The sequence below is a fragment of the [Bacteroides] pectinophilus genome, from assembly GCA_025146925.1.
Taxonomy (GTDB): Bacteria; Bacillota; Clostridia; order Lachnospirales; family Lachnospiraceae; genus Bacteroides_F; species Bacteroides_F pectinophilus.
Genome location: CP102260.1, coordinates 233635 through 256217 on the forward strand (window position 1 = coordinate 233635; position 22583 = coordinate 256217).

20 protein-coding genes and 1 pseudogene are annotated in these 22583 nt (G+C 40.7%); 15 read left to right on the top strand and 6 right to left on the bottom strand.

The annotated features are described in order from the left end of the window. Positions 1-33: 33 nt before the first annotated feature. The 7 genes from NQ488_00960 to NQ488_00990 all read left to right on the top strand — a co-directional run bounded on the left by NQ488_00960 (position 34) and on the right by NQ488_00990 (position 6909). Positions 34-915, top strand: coding sequence for a DUF5104 domain-containing protein (locus NQ488_00960; protein ID UWN95912.1), 882 nt, complete (start codon positions 34-36; stop codon positions 913-915). 317 nt (positions 916-1232) lie between these two features. Continuing rightward, complete coding sequence (locus NQ488_00965) at positions 1233-2120, top strand: DUF5104 domain-containing protein (GenBank protein UWN95913.1); 888 nt, start codon at positions 1233-1235, stop codon at positions 2118-2120. Positions 2121-2157: 37 nt separating this feature from the next. Continuing rightward, on the top strand, positions 2158-2382 hold the full coding sequence (locus NQ488_00970; GenBank protein UWN95914.1) for a hypothetical protein: 225 nt from the start codon (positions 2158-2160) through the stop codon (positions 2380-2382). A gap of 93 nt (positions 2383-2475) precedes the next feature. Continuing rightward, positions 2476-3357, top strand: a complete 882-nt coding sequence (locus NQ488_00975) for a DUF5104 domain-containing protein (protein ID UWN95915.1) — start codon at positions 2476-2478, stop codon at positions 3355-3357. 397 nt (positions 3358-3754) lie between these two features. Further along, a complete protein-coding gene (locus NQ488_00980; GenBank protein ID UWN95916.1) occupies positions 3755-4630 on the top strand; it encodes a DUF5104 domain-containing protein in 876 nt (291 codons plus the stop codon). A 307-nt stretch (positions 4631-4937) separates the two neighbouring features. Then, the gene (locus tag NQ488_00985) at positions 4938-5831 is read left to right on the top strand and encodes a DUF5104 domain-containing protein (protein ID UWN95917.1); all 894 of its coding nucleotides are present in this window, start codon (positions 4938-4940) and stop codon (positions 5829-5831) included. A 181-nt stretch (positions 5832-6012) separates the two neighbouring features. After that, positions 6013-6909 (top strand): DUF5104 domain-containing protein, encoded by an 897-nt coding sequence (locus NQ488_00990; GenBank protein ID UWN95918.1) that lies wholly within the window; start codon positions 6013-6015, stop codon positions 6907-6909. Positions 6910-7124: 215 nt separating this feature from the next. Here the strand turns inward: NQ488_00990 and NQ488_00995 are convergent. The 4 genes and pseudogenes from NQ488_00995 to NQ488_01010 form a co-directional block, all read right to left on the bottom strand. Continuing rightward, positions 7125-7361: pseudogene (locus NQ488_00995) on the bottom strand (transposase). Positions 7362-7525: 164 nt separating this feature from the next. After that, a complete protein-coding gene (locus NQ488_01000; protein UWN95919.1) occupies positions 7526-8479 on the bottom strand; it encodes an alpha/beta hydrolase in 954 nt (317 codons plus the stop codon). Positions 8480-8481: 2 nt separating this feature from the next. Continuing rightward, the gene (locus NQ488_01005) at positions 8482-8877 is read right to left on the bottom strand and encodes a hypothetical protein (protein ID UWN95920.1); all 396 of its coding nucleotides are present in this window, start codon (positions 8875-8877) and stop codon (positions 8482-8484) included. 346 nt (positions 8878-9223) lie between these two features. Next, positions 9224-9295 (bottom strand): hypothetical protein, encoded by a 72-nt coding sequence (locus NQ488_01010; protein ID UWN97074.1) that lies wholly within the window; start codon positions 9293-9295, stop codon positions 9224-9226. 474 nt (positions 9296-9769) lie between these two features. Here NQ488_01010 and NQ488_01015 point away from each other — a divergent pair, with 474 nt between their 5' ends. After that, positions 9770-10741: a GTP-binding protein gene (locus NQ488_01015; GenBank protein ID UWN95921.1), complete on the top strand. Its 972-nt coding sequence runs from the start codon at positions 9770-9772 to the stop codon at positions 10739-10741. Here the strand turns inward: NQ488_01015 and NQ488_01020 are convergent, their stop codons facing one another. Continuing rightward, positions 10742-14752 (bottom strand): acyl-CoA dehydratase activase, encoded by a 4011-nt coding sequence (locus NQ488_01020; protein ID UWN95922.1) that lies wholly within the window; start codon positions 14750-14752, stop codon positions 10742-10744. A gap of 128 nt (positions 14753-14880) precedes the next feature. On the opposite strand from NQ488_01020, the gene NQ488_01025 reads away from it, so the two are divergent. The 6 genes from NQ488_01025 to NQ488_01050 all read left to right on the top strand — a co-directional run bounded on the left by NQ488_01025 (position 14881) and on the right by NQ488_01050 (position 21844). Beyond that, a complete protein-coding gene (locus NQ488_01025; GenBank protein UWN95923.1) occupies positions 14881-15594 on the top strand; it encodes a Crp/Fnr family transcriptional regulator in 714 nt (237 codons plus the stop codon). A 362-nt stretch (positions 15595-15956) separates the two neighbouring features. Beyond that, positions 15957-17105 carry an ABC transporter substrate-binding protein gene (locus NQ488_01030; protein UWN95924.1) on the top strand — a complete coding sequence of 383 codons (1149 nt, stop codon included), beginning with the start codon at positions 15957-15959 and terminating at the stop codon, positions 17103-17105. Positions 17106-17122: 17 nt separating this feature from the next. After that, entirely contained in the window at positions 17123-18151 is a 1029-nt protein-coding gene (locus tag NQ488_01035; GenBank protein ID UWN95925.1) for an iron ABC transporter permease, read from the top strand. After that, entirely contained in the window at positions 18148-18936 is a 789-nt protein-coding gene (locus NQ488_01040) for an ABC transporter ATP-binding protein (GenBank protein UWN95926.1), read from the top strand. The genes NQ488_01035 and NQ488_01040 overlap by 4 nt, the downstream gene beginning before the upstream one ends. Positions 18937-18948: 12 nt before the next feature. Further along, positions 18949-19638 carry a cupin domain-containing protein gene (locus NQ488_01045; GenBank protein UWN95927.1) on the top strand — a complete coding sequence of 230 codons (690 nt, stop codon included), beginning with the start codon at positions 18949-18951 and terminating at the stop codon, positions 19636-19638. A 412-nt stretch (positions 19639-20050) separates the two neighbouring features. After that, entirely contained in the window at positions 20051-21844 is a 1794-nt protein-coding gene (locus NQ488_01050; protein UWN95928.1) for a diguanylate cyclase, read from the top strand. Here NQ488_01050 and NQ488_01055 read toward each other — a convergent pair. After that, positions 21823-22149 carry a helix-turn-helix transcriptional regulator gene (locus tag NQ488_01055; GenBank protein UWN95929.1) on the bottom strand — a complete coding sequence of 109 codons (327 nt, stop codon included), beginning with the start codon at positions 22147-22149 and terminating at the stop codon, positions 21823-21825. The genes NQ488_01050 and NQ488_01055 overlap by 22 nt on opposite strands. Before the next feature lie 290 nt (positions 22150-22439). Between NQ488_01055 and acgA the strand changes: the two genes are divergently transcribed. Then, positions 22440-22574, top strand: coding sequence for an ACGX-repeat peptide (gene acgA, locus NQ488_01060; protein ID UWN95930.1), 135 nt, complete (start codon positions 22440-22442; stop codon positions 22572-22574). Positions 22575-22583 lie beyond the last annotated feature (9 nt).

A 22583-nucleotide genomic window follows, 5' to 3' on the forward strand; every position in this document is an offset into this window, starting at 1 on the left:
ATGAAGAACTACAACTATAGACAGGAGGCCGAAATGAAGAAATATATATTATCATTGTTGGTAATTGCGATTGTATGCGTTGCGGGCTGTGGATTAAAAGCACATAATAATGACTCACATTATATAAATGCAGAACAGGAAGGAAATGACAGCGAAAAAATGCTGTATGAAATCCTTCAGTGTTTTAATGACAAGGATGCGGACAGATTAAAGGGGATGTTTGCTCCTGACATAAAAGATAAATATGACATTGATGGTCAGATAAACTACGCATTCAAAATGTACAACGGAGAATCTGTGTATGATGGAGAAGTACGAAACGGAGGTATAGCGAGCAGCACCATAAAAGACGGGATATATATTGAAAAAACAGTTGATGCGGTACTGAACGGAATTAAGACAAATCAGGAGGAAACATTCAGGATAACAATTATCAGAAGAGTTGTAGATGATGCTGTCCCACAGGCAGTCGGATTGGAAAAAATATATCTACAGGATGGAGATTATAAAGCCAAAGCTGTAATAGGAAAAACTTATAGAGGAGAAGAAACAGATATCAGGCAGCAGAACCAGACATTTAGTGATGATGTGGATGAAACGGCATCAATAATAGTTACGAACGGGCAGACAGATAAAGATAAAGTATTGCAGAATGGAAATGAAAACATAATCTATGTGGAAAATTTACTACAGAGTATGAACATGACACCATATGAAGGTAATGAAGAAGAGTATTCCCAATATGATTATAAATTTACTGTTCTTAATCGTAAGAATCAGCTTAAAAGTATGTATACAATGACTAATAACCATTGCTGTATAACCGATAAGGACTACAAGGATACATATTACACAATTGATGACACTTCCACCTACAACGAACTAATAGAATTTGCAAAATCGCTGGTGGATTAAGCATTGCAATACGTATCTGTGACAGATGGGCTGTGCCGACCTGTTTGTCACAGGTGCTTAGCTGCTAAGAAACAACTATGATAGCATGCATAAAATTGGGCACCGGATGAACCTCAATGGTGGATAACCGGATTTAGCAGGAAGGATATGTTTTTTATTAATCATGATAAACTCAGAATGATCTGTTCGGTGGATATGTCATCAAAAAAAGAGATTTATATGGAAATGAGTAAAAAATTCAGAACAAATAAAGATATCATTTTTGATGATGATATCTATACATTATGGGTGACATTTTAGATAAGATAGGAGAGTATATGAATAAAAAAGTAAAATATGGCATAGCAGGTGCATGCCTGATGCTGATTATCTTCATTGTATATATGATATGTACATATAACCCGGACAGATATTATAAATCATATGAAGAAGAAAACTATGCTATCGTAATGGAAATAATAAGATGCTTTGACGAAAGAGATTCGGCAGCCTTGGAAAAAATGTTTTCAAATAATGTGCGTAGTCATAATTCAGTGCGTGCACAGATACAGTCAGCGTTTGCAATATATAACAGTAAATCGTCTTCCTGTGAGGAATTTTTTGATCAGGGTGTGTATGAAAGCAACGCAAGTTATGGCCGGTATTTGTATAAAAGTGTTGGTGCAGATATGAAAAAAGTGGTACTTGAAGATGGAAAGGAGTTTGATATTGGGTTTATCAGATGTGTAATAAATGAAAAAGATTCTGATGAAGTAGGAATGAGAAAGATATATCTTACAGATCCTGAATATGGACATCTTGCGATAATAGGTGATGTTGATCATTACACTGAAAAGATAGTCAGACGTAATATAGATGCGTCTAACGGAATTACAGAAGAGTATATAGATGAAACGGCATCAATAGTAATAAGAAATGGCAAAACAAATGAAGCACATGTTATCCAAAATGATGAGGAATCAATAGGCAAAATAGAGCAAATGCTTCAAGGTATGTCAATGATACCATGTTCAGAAGAATCATATGATGAATGGGATTATAAGTATACGCTGAGCAATCGGAAGAATCAATTCAAGGTTATGTATATATTTAGAGATGGACATTGTTGTGTAAACGATAAAGATAACAATAATACATATTACACAATTGATGACACCTCCACCTACAACGAACTAATAGAATTTGCAAAATCGCTGGTGGATTAAGCGTTGCAAAGAGTACCAAGGCAGACAGGAGGCTGAAATGAAGAAGTATATATTATCCTTGTTGATAATTGCGATTGTATGCGCTGTGGGCTGTGGATTAAAAGCACATAAAAATGACTCACATTATATAAATGCAGAACAGGAAGGAAATGACAGCGAAAAAATGCTGTATGAAATCCTTCAGTGTTTTAATGACAAGGATGCGGACAGATTAAAGGGGATGTTTGCTCCTGACATGGATAATATTTTAGATGTTGCATAAAATCATGCGGTAAGTTATTTGTACATGTTTGGATTGGCGTGTGCAAACCTATTTAATCTGATGAAGAACTACAACTATAGACAGGAGGCCGAAATGAAGAAATATATATTATCATTGTTGGTAATTGCGATTGTATGCGTTGCGGGCTGTGGATTAAAAGCACATAATAATGACTCACATTATATAAATGCAGAACAGGAAGGAAATGACAGCGAAAAAATGCTGTATGAAATCCTTCAGTGTTTTAATGACAAGGATGCGGACAGATTAAAGGGGATGTTTGCTCCTGACATAAAAGATAAATATGACATTGATGGTCAGATAAACTACGCATTCAAAATGTACAACGGAGAATCTGTGTATGATGGAGAAGTACGAAACGGAGGTATAGCGAGCAGCACCATAAAAGACGGGATATATATTGAAAAAACAGTTGATGCGGTACTGAACGGAATTAAGACAAATCAGGAGGAAACATTCAGGATAACAATTATCAGAAGAGTTGTAGATGATGCTGTCCCACAGGCAGTCGGATTGGAAAAAATATATCTACAGGATGGAGATTATAAAGCCAAAGCTGTAATAGGAAAAACTTATAGAGGAGAAGAAACAGATATCAGGCAGCAGAACCAGACATTTAGTGATGATGTGGATGAAACGGCATCAATAATAGTTACGAACGGGCAGACAGATAAAGATAAAGTATTGCAGAATGGAAATGAAAACATAATCTATGTGGAAAATTTACTACAGAGTATGAACATGACACCATATGAAGGTAATGAAGAAGAGTATTCCCAATATGATTATAAATTTACTGTTCTTAATCGTAAGAATCAGATTAAAGCATGGTATACATTTAAGGATGAAAAATGCAGAGTGAGGGATAAAGACAGTAAAATTACATATTACACAATTGATGACACTTCCACCTACAACGAACTAATAGAATTTGCAAAATCGCTGGTGGATTAAGCATTGCAATACGCATCTGTGACAGACAGGCTGTGCCTGCTTGTTACAGGTGCTTAGCTGCTAAGAAACAACTATGATAGCATGCATAAAACTCGGCACCGGATGAACCTCAATGGTGGATAACTGGATTTAATGCAAATTATAATAAAAAGAATCCAGACAATATGAAAAGTATATGCTCTGTCGATTTCTCATATAATCCGGATATGTATAAAAGTATAAGAATTATAAGCCATGACAGAGATAAACTTATATTTGATGATAAAAATTGCACTGTATGGATAATATTTTAGATGTTGCATAAAATCATGCAGTAAGTTATTTGTACATGTTTGGATTGGCGTGTGCAAACCTATTTAATCTGATGAAGAACTACAACTATAGATAGGAGGCTGAAATGAAGAAGTATATATTATCATTGTTGATAATTGCAATTGTATGCGCTGCGGGCTGTGGATTAAAAGCACATAAGAATGACTCACATTATATAAATGCAGAACAGGAAGGAAATGACAGCGAAAAAATGCTGCATGAAATCCTTCAGTGTTTTAATGACAAGGATGCGGACAGATTAAAGGGGATGTTTGCTCCTGACATAAAAGATAAATATGACATTGATGGTCAGATAAACTACGCATTCAAAATGTACAACGGAGAATCTGTGTATGATGGAGAAGTACGAAACGGAGGTATAGCGAGCAGCACCATAAAAGACGGGATATATATTGAAAAAACAGTTGATGCGGTACTGAACGGAATTAAGACAAATCAGGAGGAAACATTCAGGATAACAATTATCAGAAGGGTTGTAGATGATGCTAATCCACAGGCGGTCGGATTGGAAAAAATATATCTACAGGATGGAGATTATAAAGCCAAAGCTGTAATAGGAAAAACTTATAGAGGAGAAGAAACAGATATCAGGCAGCAGAACCAGACAGTTAGTGATGATGTGGATGACACGGCATCAATAGTAATAAGAAATGGCAAAACAAATAGAGCACATGTTATCCAAAATGATGAGGAATCAATAGGCAAAATAGAGCAAATGCTTCAAGGTATGTCAATGATACCATGTTCAGAAGAATCATATGATGAATGGAATTATAAGTATACGCTGAGCAATCGGAAGAATCAATTCAAGGTTATGTATATATTTAGAGATGGACATTGTTGTGTAAACGATAAAGATAACAATAATACATATTACACAATTGACGACACCTCCACCTACAACGAACTAATAGAATTCGCAAAATCGCTGGTGGATTAAGCATTGCAATACGCATCTGTGACAGACAGGCTGTGCCGGCTTGTTTGTTACAGGTGCTTAGCTGCTAAGAAACAACTATAATAGCATGCATAAAATTGGGCACCGGATGAACCTCAATGGTGGATAACCGGATTTAGCAGGAAGGATATGTTTTTTATTAATCCTGATAAGCTCAGGATTATTTGTTCGGTGGATATGTCAGAGCATAGGGGCTTTTTAATGAGCTTAAAACATCATATGAAAATAAAGACAAAAATATTATATTCGATAACAACATGGTATGGGTTACTTTTTAGGAGCTAATCTTATGAAGAAAAGATTTTTATTTATAATTATTGCTATAGCGGTTGCTGTATACGGATACAGGACATGGCATTTTATTATGGAAATAAGAAGTGATTATTATGTGGCTAAAGAGCAAAAATGTAATGAAGAATTTGCTGAAGAGATACTAAGATGTTTTGACGAAAAAGACTCAGAACAATTAAAGAAACTGTTTAATAAAAATTTAATGGGAAACAGTTCACTGAATTCTCAGATAAAGGAGGCTTTTGCAATTTATGAAGGGAAGTCATCAGGTTATGAAAAATTAGATAACAAAGGTGTTTTTTCATCAAATGCAGATAATGGTATATATATAGAACGTAGTGTCGGTGAATCAATAGAAGGAATAAAGGTTGGCGATAATAAATTTACGATTATGTTTATCAGATGTTCTTTAGATGCTAAAGATTCCAATAATGTCGGATTGGTAAGGGTATATTTAGAAGATGATAAACATATGAACCTCTCAATAATTGGAGATATTAGCACATGGGAAGTACAACAACTCAAAAAAAACTTAGATGAGCGTAATGGAATTACAGAAGAGTATATAGATGAAACGGCATCAATAATAGTTACGAACGGGCAAACAGATAAAGATAAAGTATTGCAGAATGGAAATGAAAACATAATCTATGTGGAAAATTTACTACAGAGTATGAACATGACACCATATGAAGGCAACGAAGAAGAGTATTCCCAATATGATTATAAATTCACCGTTCTTAATCGTAAGAATCAGCTTAAAAGTATGTATACAATGACTAATAACCATTGCTGTATAACAGATAAGGACTACAAGGATACATATTACACAATTGATGACACCTCCACCTACAACGAACTTATAGAATTTGCAAAATCACTGGTGGATTAAGCGCTGCAATACGCATCTGTGACAGATAGGCTGTGCCGGCTTGTTTGTCACAGGTGCTTAGCTGCTAAGAAACAACTATGATAGCATGCATAAAACTCGCCACCGGTTGAGCCTCAATAATGTTATTTTAGACAAAGAGAACCATACAGTCTGGATTGTGTTTTAGGAGAATGGAAAGCTGATGAAAAAAATGTATCATAAAAAATATGCGATTGTGATAATAGCAGTACTTGCTATTATCATGTCTGCCTGCAGTAAAAGTGCAGAATACAATCAGGATAAAAATGCTGATTGGGATGAACAGGAATATAATGTTAAGACATTAAATGAAATAATAAGATGTCTGGATGAAAAGGACGAGCAGGCATTGATAAACATGATGTCAAAAAACATCAGGAAAGAATTTAACGTATCCGCACAGATTGAACAGGCTTTTTCGGTATATGGGAAAACAGAAGATTATGGGGAATTTAATGACCATGGAATAATGTCGAGTGATGTAAGGCATGGGAAATATACGAGAAAAGTAATAGGTGCAGAGATGAAGGGAGTAAAAACAGATTCGGGGAGAATATTTGACATAATGTTTGGACGGTGCGTAATAGATAAGGAGAATCCGGGTGATGTGGGAGTATATAAAATATATTTAAAAGACAGAGAGTATGGGCATCTGGCAATAATAGGGCCGATAAGTAATTCAGAACGTGATACTTTAAAGCGTAATATAGATGCGTCTAACGGAATTACAGAAGAGTATATAGATGAAACGGCATCAATAATAATAAGAAATGGCAAAACAAATGAAGCACATGTTATCCAAAATGATGAGGAATCAATAGGCAAAATAGAGCAAATGCTTCAAAGTATGTCAATGATACCATGTTCAGAAGAATCATATGATGAATGGGATTATAAGTATACGCTGAGCAATCGGAAGAACCAATTCAAGGTTATGTATATATTTAGAGATGGACATTGTTGTGTAAACGATAAGGATAACAATAATACATATTACACAATTGATGACACCTCCACCTACAACGAACTTATAGAATTTGCAAAATCACTGGTGGATTAAGCGCTGCAATACGCATCTGTGACAGACAGGCTGTGTCGGCTTGTTTGTTACAGGTGCTTAGCTGCTAAGAAACAACTATGATAGCATGCATAAAACTCGCCACCGGTTGAGCCTCAATGGTGGATAACAGGATTTAGCAGGAAGGATATGTTTTTTATTAATCCTGATAAGCTCAGGATAACCATGCTGCCATAGCTGCTGTTTACACGCTTTCATTTATATCCATTGCGGTAATCATCGCTATCAGATCGTTCGGATTTTTGGTAACCAAGATGATCATCCATTTCTGCTTCCATCATCTCTTTGATGGTGCCGCCAAGCAGATCCTTAAGCGCATCCTGGATATCTTCAGCGGTTTCAATATCATACTACTGAAGAAGCTGCTGAATGATGTTTCGCTTTCCCTCTGTCATTACTACTTTGTGTACAGGTTTCTTTTCTCTTCTTGCCATAATAAAAGGCCTCCTATGATTTATATTTTATCATAGAAGACCTTGCTGTTATTAGCTATTTACAGAAAAAGTTTCACACACTCCGACTTTTTCCGCTCTGCGACAGTTGTCCCGCCGGCTTGTTTAATATAATCTTATCTTTATCCTCGTATACTATATCCATCTTAACTAATAATTCCAATACTCTTAATCCACTTTGTAAAAAGTACTTTCCACTCACCAGTCTGTGCAAAATCATCACCACAGCCATAACCATGGCCACCTGTTCTGAATATATGAAGTTCAGCACTTACCCCGGCTTTTCTTGCTGCCATATAAAAGCCCACACTGTTCTCAGACAATGTTGTTCTGTCATCATCCGTTTCACATATAAATACTGGCGGCATATCCGGTCTTACAAGCTTATCCGGATTATACTTATGCAGTATCTTTGCCTTACTGCCACTGATTCTCTCAAGCACCTGTTCCTCAGACATATATCTTTTGCCTGCTTCAATACAATCGTCAATACTTATAACCGGATATGAACAAACAGCAAAATCTGGTCTTGCTGATAGTTTATCATATTCATCCTTATACTTATAATCCGCATACACATCACTTTCATACGCTGTTGATAATAACGCTGCCATAAAGCCTCCTGCTGAAAAGCCCATAACGCCTATCTTAGCTTCATCTATACCGAATTCCTGCGCCCTTCCTCTTATAACTCTCATTGCGCGCATAGCATCTATAAGTGGGACATCCTCTGCATTATCATGTTCATCTGATGGAAGTCTGCATTCAAGAACAAATGCAGCTATTCCCATACTATTAAGCCACTTTGCAACATCTTCACCTTCAAAGTTGTATACAAGGCGTCTGAACGCACCTCCTGGAATAATCAATACTGCCGGAATCCTTTGTCTGTCTGTACTGTTACCAATACCATCAGGTATATAAGGAACAATATCCGGATCTGTAATGTTCTGCACTATATGCTTTACTCTTCCATCAGGCATATCTTCAGTGTAATATTTTCTTGTAAGCTTAAGGTCCTGCGAACCCGGAGCCCCATGCTCAAACAGCCTTATCTTGTTTACTGGTGTCTTAAACACCTCATTCTGCGTATCTGTCATATCTACTCATCCCTGCTCTCAAGAAACAAAAGCTTATTAGCCTGTATGCTCAGCTCATCATAATGCATAAGCATATCACTCTCATCATATTCTTCCGGAATCACTTTATAGCCTTCAAACCTTATAAGATTCTTGAAATATTCTTCCACATCTGCTGTCTGCTTAACAACAACCTCACTGAATGCCACTCCCTCTTCTGACTCCTGAAAATCTGGTCTGTAAAGAAGCTCACCGGTAATTATATTTTCTTTATCGGCTACAAATACAGCTTTGGCATAATATTTGTTACTGTCCGTTGTCGCAAGACGTATTCTTCTTGGTGGTGCCATCGTCTTATCATTCATGGCATTCGCTTTCCTGACTTCTTCTGCATCAAAATATTCCTTTTCAATTATCATATTTAACCTTCTTTCTGTCATATAAATCACTCATAGTTTTACAATATCCAAAACAGGACGATATATTTAAGGTTCTTATGGATATATGTTCTAAACAGGCTTTTGTATAAGGGGAAACTATTTTTCCATTTTTTAGCCCCAAAAATGGAATTTATTTTTTTACTTTCTTTTCCCCGGTTTTGCATTAAATAAATTCATCTTCTTCTTTTCACCTTGCTTCTTTTTGAAAAATTATATTTCCTTTTTTATGAAGAATTTCGGAAAATTAGATTTGCGTGATACAAAGAAGTAATTATCTACCACTATGCTAACTCACATAGTGCTAAACGTCAATTATTTCTTACCATTATATTTTATCTGGTCTGACTTCTGTTGAATTAACTTCACGCACCATCTGCATCATATAATTTTTATTCATATCACCATTATCAGGAACTAATATAAGTTCGTGTATGCTGCTTGGTAAAACATATAGCCCTTTACAATTATTACAAGTTTAATCCTTCACCTTATTTAAACAATCCTTTAAAATGTCTGTGTTATCGTAAAGCAATACAGATACCCCGAATGTTCTGTCTTTGTTAGATAGCACATAAAGGCTTGTATTAAAATCATCTTTATCCATTTTATAGCAGATATTATTCTTAACATTGGAAAACCATGACACCCCCACCTACAACAAACTTATAGAATTCGTAAAATCACTGGTGGATTAAAATTAATGCAATAACAATCACATATGAATAAAATTCTACAAGAAAACAGTTGTAATTGCCCCCGATATGAAGATAATATTAGAATACAGAGCTTGATTATAGGAGAGACTTGAAGTGAATATAAGAAAAGCAGACATAGCATTTGACTACGTTATAAAACAAATGAAAGGACAACCATGATAAAAATTGACCTCATAACCGGATTCTTAGGTTCCGGCAAGACAACATTTATAAAAAAATATGCAAAGCATCTTATGGATAAAGGGCATCATATAGGGATTCTGGAGAATGATTTTGGCGCAATTAATGTAGATATGATGCTTCTTCAGGAGCTTATGGGAGATTACTGTGACCTTGAGATGATATCAGGCGGCTGTGATAAGGAGACACACAGACGCAGATTCAGGACAAAGCTTATCGCAATGGCAATGAGCGGGTATGACAGGATAATTGTTGAACCGTCAGGAATATATGATATAGATGAATTCTTTGATGTGCTGCATGACGAGCCGCTCGACCAATGGTATGAGGTTGGCAGTGTTATAGCGATAGTTGATGCGCAGATACCTGATAAGCTGTCTAAGGAGGCGGATTATCTGCTTGCTTCTGAGGCTGCGGATGCGGGCAGGATAATTCTCAGCCATACTGACGAGGCATCACCCGAACAGGCAAAGGCAGCGGTAAAGCACATAAACAGAGCGCTTAAGCAGATACAGTGCCGCAGGCATTTTGATGAAAATAATGCCGGTGAGGTACTTATGAAAAGCACAATGCAGCTTACAAAAGAGGACATGGACGCGCTGATGACATGCGGATACGTGTCAGAGGATTTTCAAAAGATGGATATAGGCGATGACGAGGGCTTTAAATCGCTGTTTTTCATGAATATGGATATAAGCAGGGAGCAGCTCGCCAGAGCCGCTGCCGTGCTTATGAATGATAAGGAAATAGAGAAGAAATGCGGACATATATACCGCATTAAGGGCTTCATTCAGGAAGCGGACGGCAGCTGGCTTCAGATTAACGCAATCCACGGACAGACAACAGTTGAGCCTGCTGCGTCAGGACAGAGCGTTATTATTGTGATAGGCGAGCATCTTGATGAAGAGAGCATCCGCCGGGAGCTTAACGGTAGTAACCGGCAATAACTAACAGTAGTACAAAAATGACTTGAGCTTTGACCATGCGCTTTCGTCCCAGTCATTGTCAAGCTCTATGTTATATAACGGTGCAGGACAGTTTTTGCCAAGCTCACGCATATCGAGAATGATTGCAGTATTTTCGTAGCGCGGAGCCATTGCAAGAACAGCGTCTGCACCGTTTTTTGTACCATCTGATGTCATATTGCGGGATGCTATATCTATGGCTTTGGCGTATCTGTATCTTCCGTTGCCGCCGGCAAAATGAGGAAGATGTCTGTCGGCAATATTTTTAAGCATATCAATATCACTGGCAAATGCATTGTGGCTTCCAAGTTCATCAGCTATTGTATTCATATGGCGGCTCAGATTATCAAGCTGCTTTTTGCAGCCGTCACACTCAGAATCCATCCATAAAAAGTACAGATATTCAGTCAGGGGTGCGCGCAGAATTATATTTCCTTCATTATCAAGTGTATCGAGGATTCCTTCATCAAGTACTGTCAGGCAGAGTGGTGTGCCGACAGCGGCGATACGTTTTGAACCGTATGACGTTATGTCAGCCGTGGAAACAGCAGAAGCGGCATGGGCTATTGTACCCCAGTCAGGAATCTCATGCGCTTCACGGATTGTTAAATCCCGGTCAGTAACCTCAGTGTCATTGTTCCCATTATTAAGTATTGCTGCTATCTTCTTTCTTGCACCGGCAGGTGCGGCATATATAATATCACCGCACATTATGGCGCGTGTAAGCATGTCAAAATCATATGCAGTCTCAGGAATAGTCTCAATTACAGGCGAGACAATCTGGATAGACTTATTGTCTGCATTTTCATTTAATATTCCGTATATTACACGCGCATATTCACCGTCAGCATCAGCACCCTGATTCTGTGGAAGAAGATACCGGCAACCGTCAGGTGTGCCAGGTGAAGCTGCACGTTGCATGACACTCATGACACTTCCGAGCAGGGCTGCGAACGGAAGATATTCCTTGCTTCTTGTGTGAGAGCGTCCAAGTGTAATAGTGCTGTTGTCCGTAGCCGGGGCGGCAATGGCTTCAATACCAGCAGCTTTAAAGTAACGCACAAGATATTCCGTGTAATATCCCATATCGGGTATATACAGAGGTGAAGCTGTGTCAGCCTTAGAAGCAATATCGGCATGACGGATATTTACATTGGCAATATCAAAGCCCTCAGGCAGCTTTACGGCAGGGTGGGATGAAAGGCTGTTAAGAAATGCTTCAATTCTTGTTATTACGCCAACCTTGCTAAAATGCTCATCAACCTCTATCTGAAGATATGGCTTATCGCCCATCTCCTGTGCAAAGAGGTGGCTTATCACGCTGTCAGGGCCGCAGCCGTGATTGGTAAGGTATACGGCGTACAGGTTAGGATGATTGGCGATAAGCTTTGCACCTGATATTATGTGCTGTCCAAATGGCCAGTACAGGTTAGGATATTCATCGGATATATCCAGCGAATGTCCCGGCAGATGCGAGAGCGTTATGACCTTGTGGCCTCTTTCAAGCAGAAGCTCAGGTATTCCCATATTAAGCACAGGGTCGGATACGCCGTAATTACGTGTTACCAGTACAAGCACCTTATCATCAGGTCGGAGGCTGTCAAGCAAAAGCTTACCCTGCTTCTCAACGGCAGCAGTGTGCTTCCTGACAGCCATTGCACCGGCAAGGAGAGCCTTTGCACAGAAGGGTTTAGGAATGCCGAGAATCCTGCCAAGACCGACCATTGCACCTGCCATTGCTTCTTTTCCGAAATCAAGGTCGAATACCGGACTTAAGAGAGTTATTCCTTTCTCATCAAGCCCCATTGCGCGTCCTACGGATTCGGGAGCAGTCTGCATGTATACGCAGCCGTAATTGTGCTTCACATGGCTCTTTTCATGCTTCATTGTATGAATTGTCGGGAGGAATATATAATCAACCTTCTGGTCAATAAGCTGTTTCATGTGACCGTAAATAAGCTTTACAGGGTAGCATGTCTCGCCACGCGCATATTCCTGTGACAGACGGATTGTTTCCTCATCTGTCGGGTGCGTCAGTACGACATTAAAACCGAGGGATGTGAAAAATGCATTTGCCATAGGAAAGAATTTGTGTATCATGAGCACAAAAGGAACGCCTACAGTCTTTTTTGCAGGGTCACGCACGCCGGTATATCCGTCAAGCAGAAGCTTGTCGGCCTGCCTGTAGAATTCGATATTTTTGCGTACCTCGGCATTGGTAGTATCAATATGCATTGCTTCGCCTGAAAAATCAAAGCCTGCAAATGTACTTTCCCTGTTACCTATATTTTTAAGTGCAAGCAGGGCAACGCCGAAGGCACCGCTTATACCAAAGTACGGATTGACAGTTATCCTGTCACCGTAGAATGCCCTGAATGCGGCTACAACAGCGGGATTATAGGCTACGCCTCCCTGAAGCACGATTTTGCTGCCTACAGGCTTGCTGCCGACAACCTTGTGAAGATAGTTGCGGATTACAGAATAGCACAGACCGGCAGCAATATCAGCCTGTGCAGCGCCTTCAGCGCATGCGGACGCTATGGCTGTCTCGATAAATACCGTGCAGCGCTCACCAAGGTCAACCGGTGCTTCTGAGCTGAGTGCAGCCGTACCAAAATCACCAATCGGAATGCCCATCCTTGCAGCCTGCTCCTCAATAAAGCTTCCCGTTCCGGCGGCACATATCTTATTCATCTGGAAGTCGGTGACATTTCCGTTGCGTATGCTTATATATTTGCTGTCTTGTCCGCCAATCTCAAACACAGTGTCGGCATCGGGAACACAGTGTACGGCTCCCTCAGCCTGTGCGGTAATCTCATCTATTATCGAATCGGCACCAAGCATGCGTCCTACGCGCTCACGTCCGGATCCTGTCACGCCCACGGATGTAAATTTAATCTCGCCAAAACGCTCCCTGATAGAATTAAGTCCGTTGCGGACAGCCGCCTCAGGATTGCCGGCGGTGCGCAGATACTGGTAATCGAGCAGCTCACCGCTGTCAGATATTATTACAAGGTCAGTGCTTGTCGAACCGATATCAATGCCGAGTGAGCAGCGGGAAGAATTCATCCCGTATAAAGAAGAACTGCATGCAGCTGCTGGCGGATTCAGTGCGTAGCGGCTTAACGGTTCAAGCGTCTGAACTCTGTGAAGGTGGGACATTTTACAGGAATCCTTTATTTCTTCAAGTGTAAATGCTCCCGATGCGTTCAGTGCGGCACCGACAGCTCCGGCAAATGAAGCATGCGGCGGAACGATAAGCTCATCTGCTCCAAGGTCAAAGACATCGCGTATTGCCCTTATAACTCCGCTGTTATGCGTAACTCCGCCGCAGAAGGCAACCGGCTTGCTGATTGGAAGCGTGCGGACGATGGTTGCCTTGTAATTGCGGATCATCGCATAGCACAGACCAAGCAGAATGTCAGGCGTAGATACGCCCTCCTGTTGTCTGTGTATAATATCGGTCTTGGCGAATACCGCACATCTTCCGGAAAGGCGTGGTATTGACTCAGCCTTGTCTGCAAGTGCGGAATAGTCCTCAATTGCCAGACCAAGCCTCGACATCTGATCTTCAAAAAAGCTTCCGGTTCCTCCAGCGCAGTGTCCGTTGGTCGCAAACTGCGGAATCTCATGGATATTGGCTATATATCTTGAACCCTGACTGCCAATCTCTATTATGCTTCCGGCATCAGGTGCAATAAACAGCGTACCCTCAACGATTGCCGGGATATTCTCCATAAATACTGAGCCTGAGAGGGCATCATGCAAAAATGCCGCATCACTGCCGGTAATTCCGACAGCAAGGCGCTCTGCATTAATACAATCCGCATTAATACTTTTTATTGCAGAAGCTATTATATCGTTAAGACCATCTGTTAAAACCTCAGACGGGCGGTTATGGTGCGCACACTCCCACGAAGTGCATATTTCCCCGTTATTTATCAGAATTAATTTTACAGTTGACGTTCCCACATCAATACCTAACTGGAACATTTTGACTCTCCATTCCGCAGGCACCGGAGTGCCGCTAATAATTGACTTTAAATAAGAATAAATATATAATATTAGTTAGAAATAACTAACAAATATTATATGCATCTACTTAATGGAGGTCGGTTGCCATGGCAACAAAAAATATATCAAATCTGTCTTTTGACTGGATTCAATACAAAGATTATCTTCACAATTCATGTCTGTTCAGGGGAATACCTGAAGATAAATATACAAATGTCCTGTCATGCCTTCAGGCACGGATGGCTGTCTATAAGGCGGGCAACTCACTTGTGAATGCAGGTGACAGCAACTTCCGTGCAGGAATTTTGCTAGAGGGAAATCTTGAAGAATACATATATGACGAAAACGGAAATCAGGTTGTTATAAGACATCTTATCAGCGGGGGAGTATTTGGCGCGGAGCTTGCGTGCGGAAACTCACTTGCAAGCCAGTTCTATCTTGAAGCTGTTGAGGATTCCAAGGTGCTGCTGCTTGATTTTAAGGCACTTTTATCTGAGAGAACATTTACATGTCCACACAGAATACAGGTTACGGCGAATCTCCTACAGGAGCTGTCCAATCAGATAACATTTTTTAATACAAAGGTGAGAATACTCAGTCAGAAAAAGCTGCGCGATAAGCTTAAGGTATATTTGCAGACGCAGCATATATCTGATGAAGGAATAATAAATCTTCCATACACAAGAAATAAGCTCGCAGAGTTCCTCTATGTCGACAGAAGTGCGCTGTCACGCGAGCTCTGCCGGCTGCGCGATGAGGGAATACTCAGCTTCTCCGGTGCAAAGATAAGAGTGCTGGACAGGGGATTCCTTGCAGGGTAAGGGGAGATTTTTAAAACATATAATGACTAAGTGACGTTGAAAAATCAGCAAATCAACGCAGGGTGCTTCCGCTTGTTAGAGCTGGCAGCGGTACATAATGCGGCATATAACGCCGCATAAGTACCGGCCGCTCTAAAATCCTGCTAATGATTTTGCTGATTTTTCAACTGATATCCTGTGATTCTATAGATATATTATATTTTCCAAAAACTCCCCAATTAAAATATAATAAAAATTTTCAAAAACTTTAAATGTTGCCATAGCAACAGACATAATATGTTTTTGCGGATAGAATAAGCTATCGTAAGTTAGAACAAACTAACTCAAAACGATAACGCTGACACAAGGTAACAGGAGGAGATATGAAAAAATTTTTATCAGCGGTACTTACAGCATGCATGCTTACAGTATTGGTTACAGGCTGCGGAAGCAGCACGGGTACAGGAACAACATCACAGGGAGATGGTTCACAGGCACAGAACTCACAGGCAGCCGTAGACGAGAAGGGTACACATAAGGTAACTGACCAGGCCGGCAATACGGTAGAGGTTCCTAATAAGATAACAAGAGTTGTAATCGACCAGATTCCGATTCTTTCAACGTATATGTCATATTTTAAGGGCTCTGCACCTTATATCGTTGGATATTGCGGTTCATTCAAGGATACAATAACAAAGACGGTTCTTAAGGATATCGCACCAGAGCTTATGAAGTCATCAGATACGGTATATGCACAGAGCGACCTCAACATTGAAGAGATTATGAAGCTTAATCCTGACGTAATCCTTTACAATGCCAATAATGCCAGCCATGCGCAGATCCTTAAGGAAAGCGGAATACCGAGCATTGGCTTTGCGACGGTGGGAGCAAGCACAGATGCAGATCCGATTGACAGATATCAGCAGTGGCTTGAGCTTCTTGAGGATGTATTCAACGAGGACGGCAAGATGAACGATTTTAAGAGCGCCGGTAACGCAATCGTTGCAGATGTTGAGAAGAGAATTGCAGCTGTTCCTCAGGATAAGAGACCGAGTGCTATGATTCTCTGGAAATATTCGGATGGTGTTCCACAGGTATCAGGCAATGGAACATTCGGTACATTCTGGCTCAAGAGACTTGGAGTTAAGGATGTGGTAGTTGATGAGGCAAAGGGCTTTACACAGGTAAATATGGAGCAGGTATACAGATGGGATCCTGACATACTTTTCCTTGACGGACCGGGACTTCTCTCACTCAGGACAGCTGATGTCATTGAAAATAGGGTTCAGGGAACGGATTTTTCAACCTTAAGTGCGGTTAAGAATAAGAGAGTATATGATACAACACTCGGAATGTGGAACTGGTTTACACCTAATCCAGATGCACCGCTTGTATATGCATGGCTTGCATGTAAGACATATCCGGAAGTGTTTGCAGATTATCCCCTTGAGCAGACAATCAAGGATTATTACCAGAAGTGGTACAGCTACACGGTAACGGATGCAGATATGGCAGAGATGCTTCAGTATTAAATTGGAAGCAGGGAATAATGAAAGACAGTTTATTAATAAAAAAGGGGCATTTCACGGTACTTGCAATAGTTCTCATGATTGCACTGCCACTGGTTATAGGAATACTGTGTATGTGTGCGGGAAGAATGAAGGTGCCGGTAAGCGATGTCATTAATGCTCTGGCAAGCCTTATAACAGGCGAAAAAGGAAATATACAGAACTATTCAATAATAGTAAGGCTTCGTCTGCCACGTATTCTTATGGCTATTATCGTTGGTGCAGGGCTTACCTGCGCCGGCGACACATTTCAGGCGCTATTTTCCAATCCGCTTGCGACACCGGATATTCTCGGTGTAACGAGCGGAACGTGTGTGGGAGCAATCCTTGCGATAATTATGTCCTGCGGAATACTTGAGACACAGCTTATTGCGCTTGTATTCGGGCTTGTGTCTGTATTTTTTACAATAAAGGTTGCAGGCAGAAACCAGAGTGGCTCAATGGTATATCTTGTGCTCGCCGGTGTGATTGCATCATCGCTTTTTAATGCGATAGGCTCACTTCTTAAGTATACGGCAGACCCACAGGATAAGCTGCCTGAGATTACTTACTGGCTTATGGGAAGCTTTACAAGTGCAACATATGAGAAGATTCTTATAGGTTCTCCGCTTATAATTATCGGAATAGTTGTTATATACCTTCTGAGATGGAGGCTTAACATCCTTGCACTCAGTGAGGATGAGGCAAAGGCGAGCGGTATTGATATAAAAAAGACGAGAATGACATTTATTCTTGCATCAACGCTTATTACAGCGTCAGCAGTGTCGATGTGCGGTCAGGTAGGCTGGATAGGGCTCCTTATACCGCACTGCGCAAGAATGCTTGTGGGAAGCAACAACAGATATGTTGTTCCGGTCAGCATAAGCCTCGGAGCAAGCTTTATGATAATAATAGACACGTTATCAAGAACAATCAGTGTGATTGAGCTGCCGCTCTCGGTACTTACAGCGATTATCGGAGCACCGGTATTCATTTCACTGCTTAACAGAAACAGGAGTAATTTGCGATGATTCTTGAGGTTGAAAATGGCTGCTTTGGATATCCTAAGCAGGAAGAGATATTGACTGATATTAATATAAAGCTTGAAGAGGGACACATCCTGTCGGTGCTTGGACCTAACGGAATAGGCAAGACAACTCTACTTAAATGCATGATAGGGCTTATGCCGTGGAGCCGCGGACGTTCGCTGCTTACAGGAAAGGATATACGCACGCTTAAGTCTAAGGAGATATGGAACATGATTTCATATATTCCGCAGACACACGGCTTTTCATTCTCATATACCGGACTTGAGATGGTAATGCTCGGACGCAGTTCGCATCTGGGACTGTTCAGTCAGCCCGGTCACAGGGAGATAGAGATGGCTGAGGCAATGATGGAAAAGGTAGGAATTACCAGGCTTGCCGATAAGGACTGCAACCGCATGAGCGGAGGCGAGCTTCAGATGGTGCTTATTGCGAGGGCACTGATAAACGAACCGAAGCTTATAATCCTTGATGAGCCGGAGACAGGACTTGATTTTCATAATCAGATTCTTGTACTCAACATGGTTGAAAAATTAGCCCATGAGGAAAATATAGGAGCTATAATGAATACACATTATCCGACTAACGCAATGAGCATTGCGGACGAAGCACTTATGATGAACCGCAAGGGAGACAGATTCTATGGTCCTACCGGAGATATTTTGAATGAGAGTAATATATCTAAGTCATTTGATGTAAATGTTGTCGTTGACGAGATTATGTATCAGAACAGAACCATAAGAAGCGTTGTGCCGGTATCGCTGGCATAGCAGGGCAGGAGTGTGAGGCAGGAAGCTATGGGAACAGATGTAAGACTGGGTGCAATGGACGGAGTATTCACGGTTGCCGGGGTAAGACCGGCAAGAGACGGAATGACAATATCGAGGGATGCCGGACTTGGCTCGGAGAACACAGTAACATTTTTTGCGCTTGGCGCAGGAACTTCAATAAGCAGGGAACGTTATGACATGACATCCATGTATATTGGGGCATTGGGAGAAGCGGTATTTCTGACTGGAGACGATGCCGGGAGGCAAAGCTTCTTGGATGGGGATATGCTTATTGTACCCGGTGGAACGCTCTGCGGAGTGGAGAGCGGCAGCGGTGCAGTTTATACAGAAATTATTATTAAAAAGGAGATTAATATGAACAATTTAGTAAAAGCAGGAGAAGTAATGAAGCTTAAGAATCTTATCCAGTATGAGGAAGGAAGCATAAGCAACATTGATATTGTAAGCAACCCTACAATGAAGTTTGTGCTTATGGCATTTGACGAGGGTACAGGCCTTCAGCCACACCGCGCACCGGGTAATGCGATTATATTTGCACTTGAGGGCAAGGCTGTAATCGGTTACGAGGGCAAGGATTACACTATCTCGGCAGGCGAGAATTTCCGCTTTGAGAAGAACGGACTTCACAGCGTTACTGCTGCCGGTAAGTTCAAGATGGCATTACTGCTTGTGATTGAGTAACAGTAAGGCTATCGGAGCATGGAAGAATCCGGAAAATTAAAATATTAAAAGATACGCCATACGGTGCAGTGCCGGGGGGCGTATCTTTTTACTTTTTCTGAGATAATGGTTTTCGCATAAGCTGAACAATTACACTGTACCCAAACGATAGTTAAATGCTTGCGGTGTTCCGGCACAGCGGTAATAGAAAGTGGTTTGCTATTATTATGAGTGTAACGGAAGACTTGGACATGCAAGCATGACAACAACACAGAAAACATATCTGCATATTATTCAGGAGTTAGAGAATAAGGATGTGGCTCTGGTAATGCTTACGCTGATATTGTTATTGAAAATTTTTCCAAAAGTAGTAATATGGACATTAAGACACTAAAATAATTTGTTGGGTATATACAGCTTCAGGAGAAAATAATTGAAATATACAGATACATATAATTACGGGAATAACCGGAAAAAAGGCCGGAATATTAAGTGGATGCTGCCGCTGCTTGTACTTATCATCTGCGGGGCTTTGTTATGTGCAGTTATGAAAAAGGCATATGCGTCTGAAAGGGAGCAGATAAGAATGAAGGCTGAGATGAATGCTGTTACTTATGCTGACAGGATGGCAGCAAGCCTTGATGATGGAATTGATATAACTGAACTGCTTAAGCAGATTCTTGTCAGCAGTAATGGGGAGATTGGCAGATTTGATACTGTATCTGAGAGGGTGATGAACAGCTATGTCCAGAGTATACAGCTTGCACCTGATGGGGTTGTTACACAGATATATCCTGAGGAAGATAATGATGGAGGTAAGATTGATCTTGTACATGACAGTGAACGTGGAACAATTGTTAATTATGGTATAGATAACCGGGAAGTTATAATGCAGGGGCCTTTTGAGCTGAAGCAGGGAGGACATGGAATCGCAATACGCAACCCGGTATATCTGTCATCTGACGATGGCACAGAATACTTCTGGGGACTGACGATTGTAATTATACGTGTCCCTGAGATATATCAGGAATCTGTGAGTCCTCTTGCAGATTTTGGATATATGTACAGACTGTATAAGACGGAGTCACCATTGGATACGGAGTTTAAGCTGGTTGACGACAGCTCTGATGGGGAACTGGATGATCCGGTTTCACATTATTTTGAACTTGGAGGGTGCAGATGGCGGCTGGACATTATGCCGGTAGAAGGCTGGATTGACAGGAAGGATATATATATACTGGCAGTGGTGGGGGTTATTATATCTGTACTTATTGAAGCGCTTGTTATTGCATTTCTCTTTATTGATAAGCAGCGGCAATATTTTAGACAGCGTGCTATTACAGATGAACTTACGGGGCTTCTTAACCGTTCGGGCTTCAATGATGAACTTGACAGGTATGCACGTGAGATTGGCAGTAAGCCGTGTGTCGGCATTATGCTTGATGTTGATGATTTCAAATCAATCAATGACATATATGGACACGCAGTCGGAGATGAAGCGCTGAAGAATCTTGCAAGGTCAATGGTCAATGAATTTCCGGATAATTCCATAATCGGCCGCAATGGCGGAGACGAATTCTGTATTGTATTAAAAGAAACAGATGCGGAAACCGCAGGTGATCAGATAGAGCGCTTCTGCCATCAGCAGCGTATGTTCAGATTCCATGGCAGAGAGTATAATTACAGGATTTCTTTGGGCTATGCAGAGTATCCGAAGCATGCAGGGAAGAGATCTGAACTGCTCCGTTGTGCAGATGTGGCATTATATGAGGTTAAGCTTAAAGGCAAGAACGGCTGCATGTGCTATACGGACAGTCTGTGCAAATCTGACAGAACACAGCTTGGTTTCAAGCTTGATGATATATCATATAATCTGCCCGGAGCATTTTTCATATATAAGGCAGACAGGGGCAATGAGCAGCTGCTGTACGCTAATCAGGCACTGATTCATATGACCGGCTGTGATGACCTCAATGACTTTTTGGAATTTACAGGGCAGCAATTTGCAGGACTTGTGCATCCCGATGATTACGACTATGTGGAAGAAGATATATGGAATCAGATTGATATTGATGCAGGGCAGTCATATGATTATGTGAAATACCGTCTCGCAGCAAAGGATGGTACATACAGAAAAGTCATTGACATCGGCCATCTTGTGGACAGCGAACACTACGGGAGAGTGTTCTATGTACTTGTTGTGGATTATGATATGGTGTCTTTGTAAGCATTACCCCAATCGGCCATGGAATCAAGAATCGGCTTAAGGGATTCCCCCAGGCTGCTTAGTGAATATTCGACGCGCGGCGGCACTTCAGGATATACGGTGCGTAGTATCAGACCATCTTCCTCCATTGAGCGGAGATTGTCAGTTAAGACCTTCTGGCTTATGCCATCAAGGTCTTTTTTTAATGCATTAAAACGCCATGGACGGGCTAAAAGGTTTCTTATAATAAGAAGTTTCCATTTGCTTCCGATAAGTGTGACGGTTGTAGCAACCGGACATTCAGGTAATTCTGCTTTTGTTTTCATTGTAATTGTTACCTCATGTATTATGAAAAATTATAGTGGTATCTGTCTTATCGTTTTCAAAATTTAATTATATCATAATATTTAAAGAAATTCATGCACACATAGTATATATAATTTTGATATTTAAGCCGGCAGGAATTGCGAAGGTAACTTTTTTGTAACTATGTAATAAAAAAGTGCGTACTTTTGCGGTTGAGAAAGGATTGTTATTATTAACTTGTAACAAAGATGACGGATTGGAAAAATATAAAAACATCTAATCCGGGCTATGTAGAAAGGAGTGCATGAGTATGGCATTATTAAACATTTTCGGATGGAACGAGAAGGAAAAGAAGCAGGCAGGCACAGCATGCGGAGCAGGAGACAAGCCGGAGGAGAAGCCGTCAGCGTGCGGCACAGCATGCGGAGCAGGAGACAGGCAGTAAGCAGGCAGT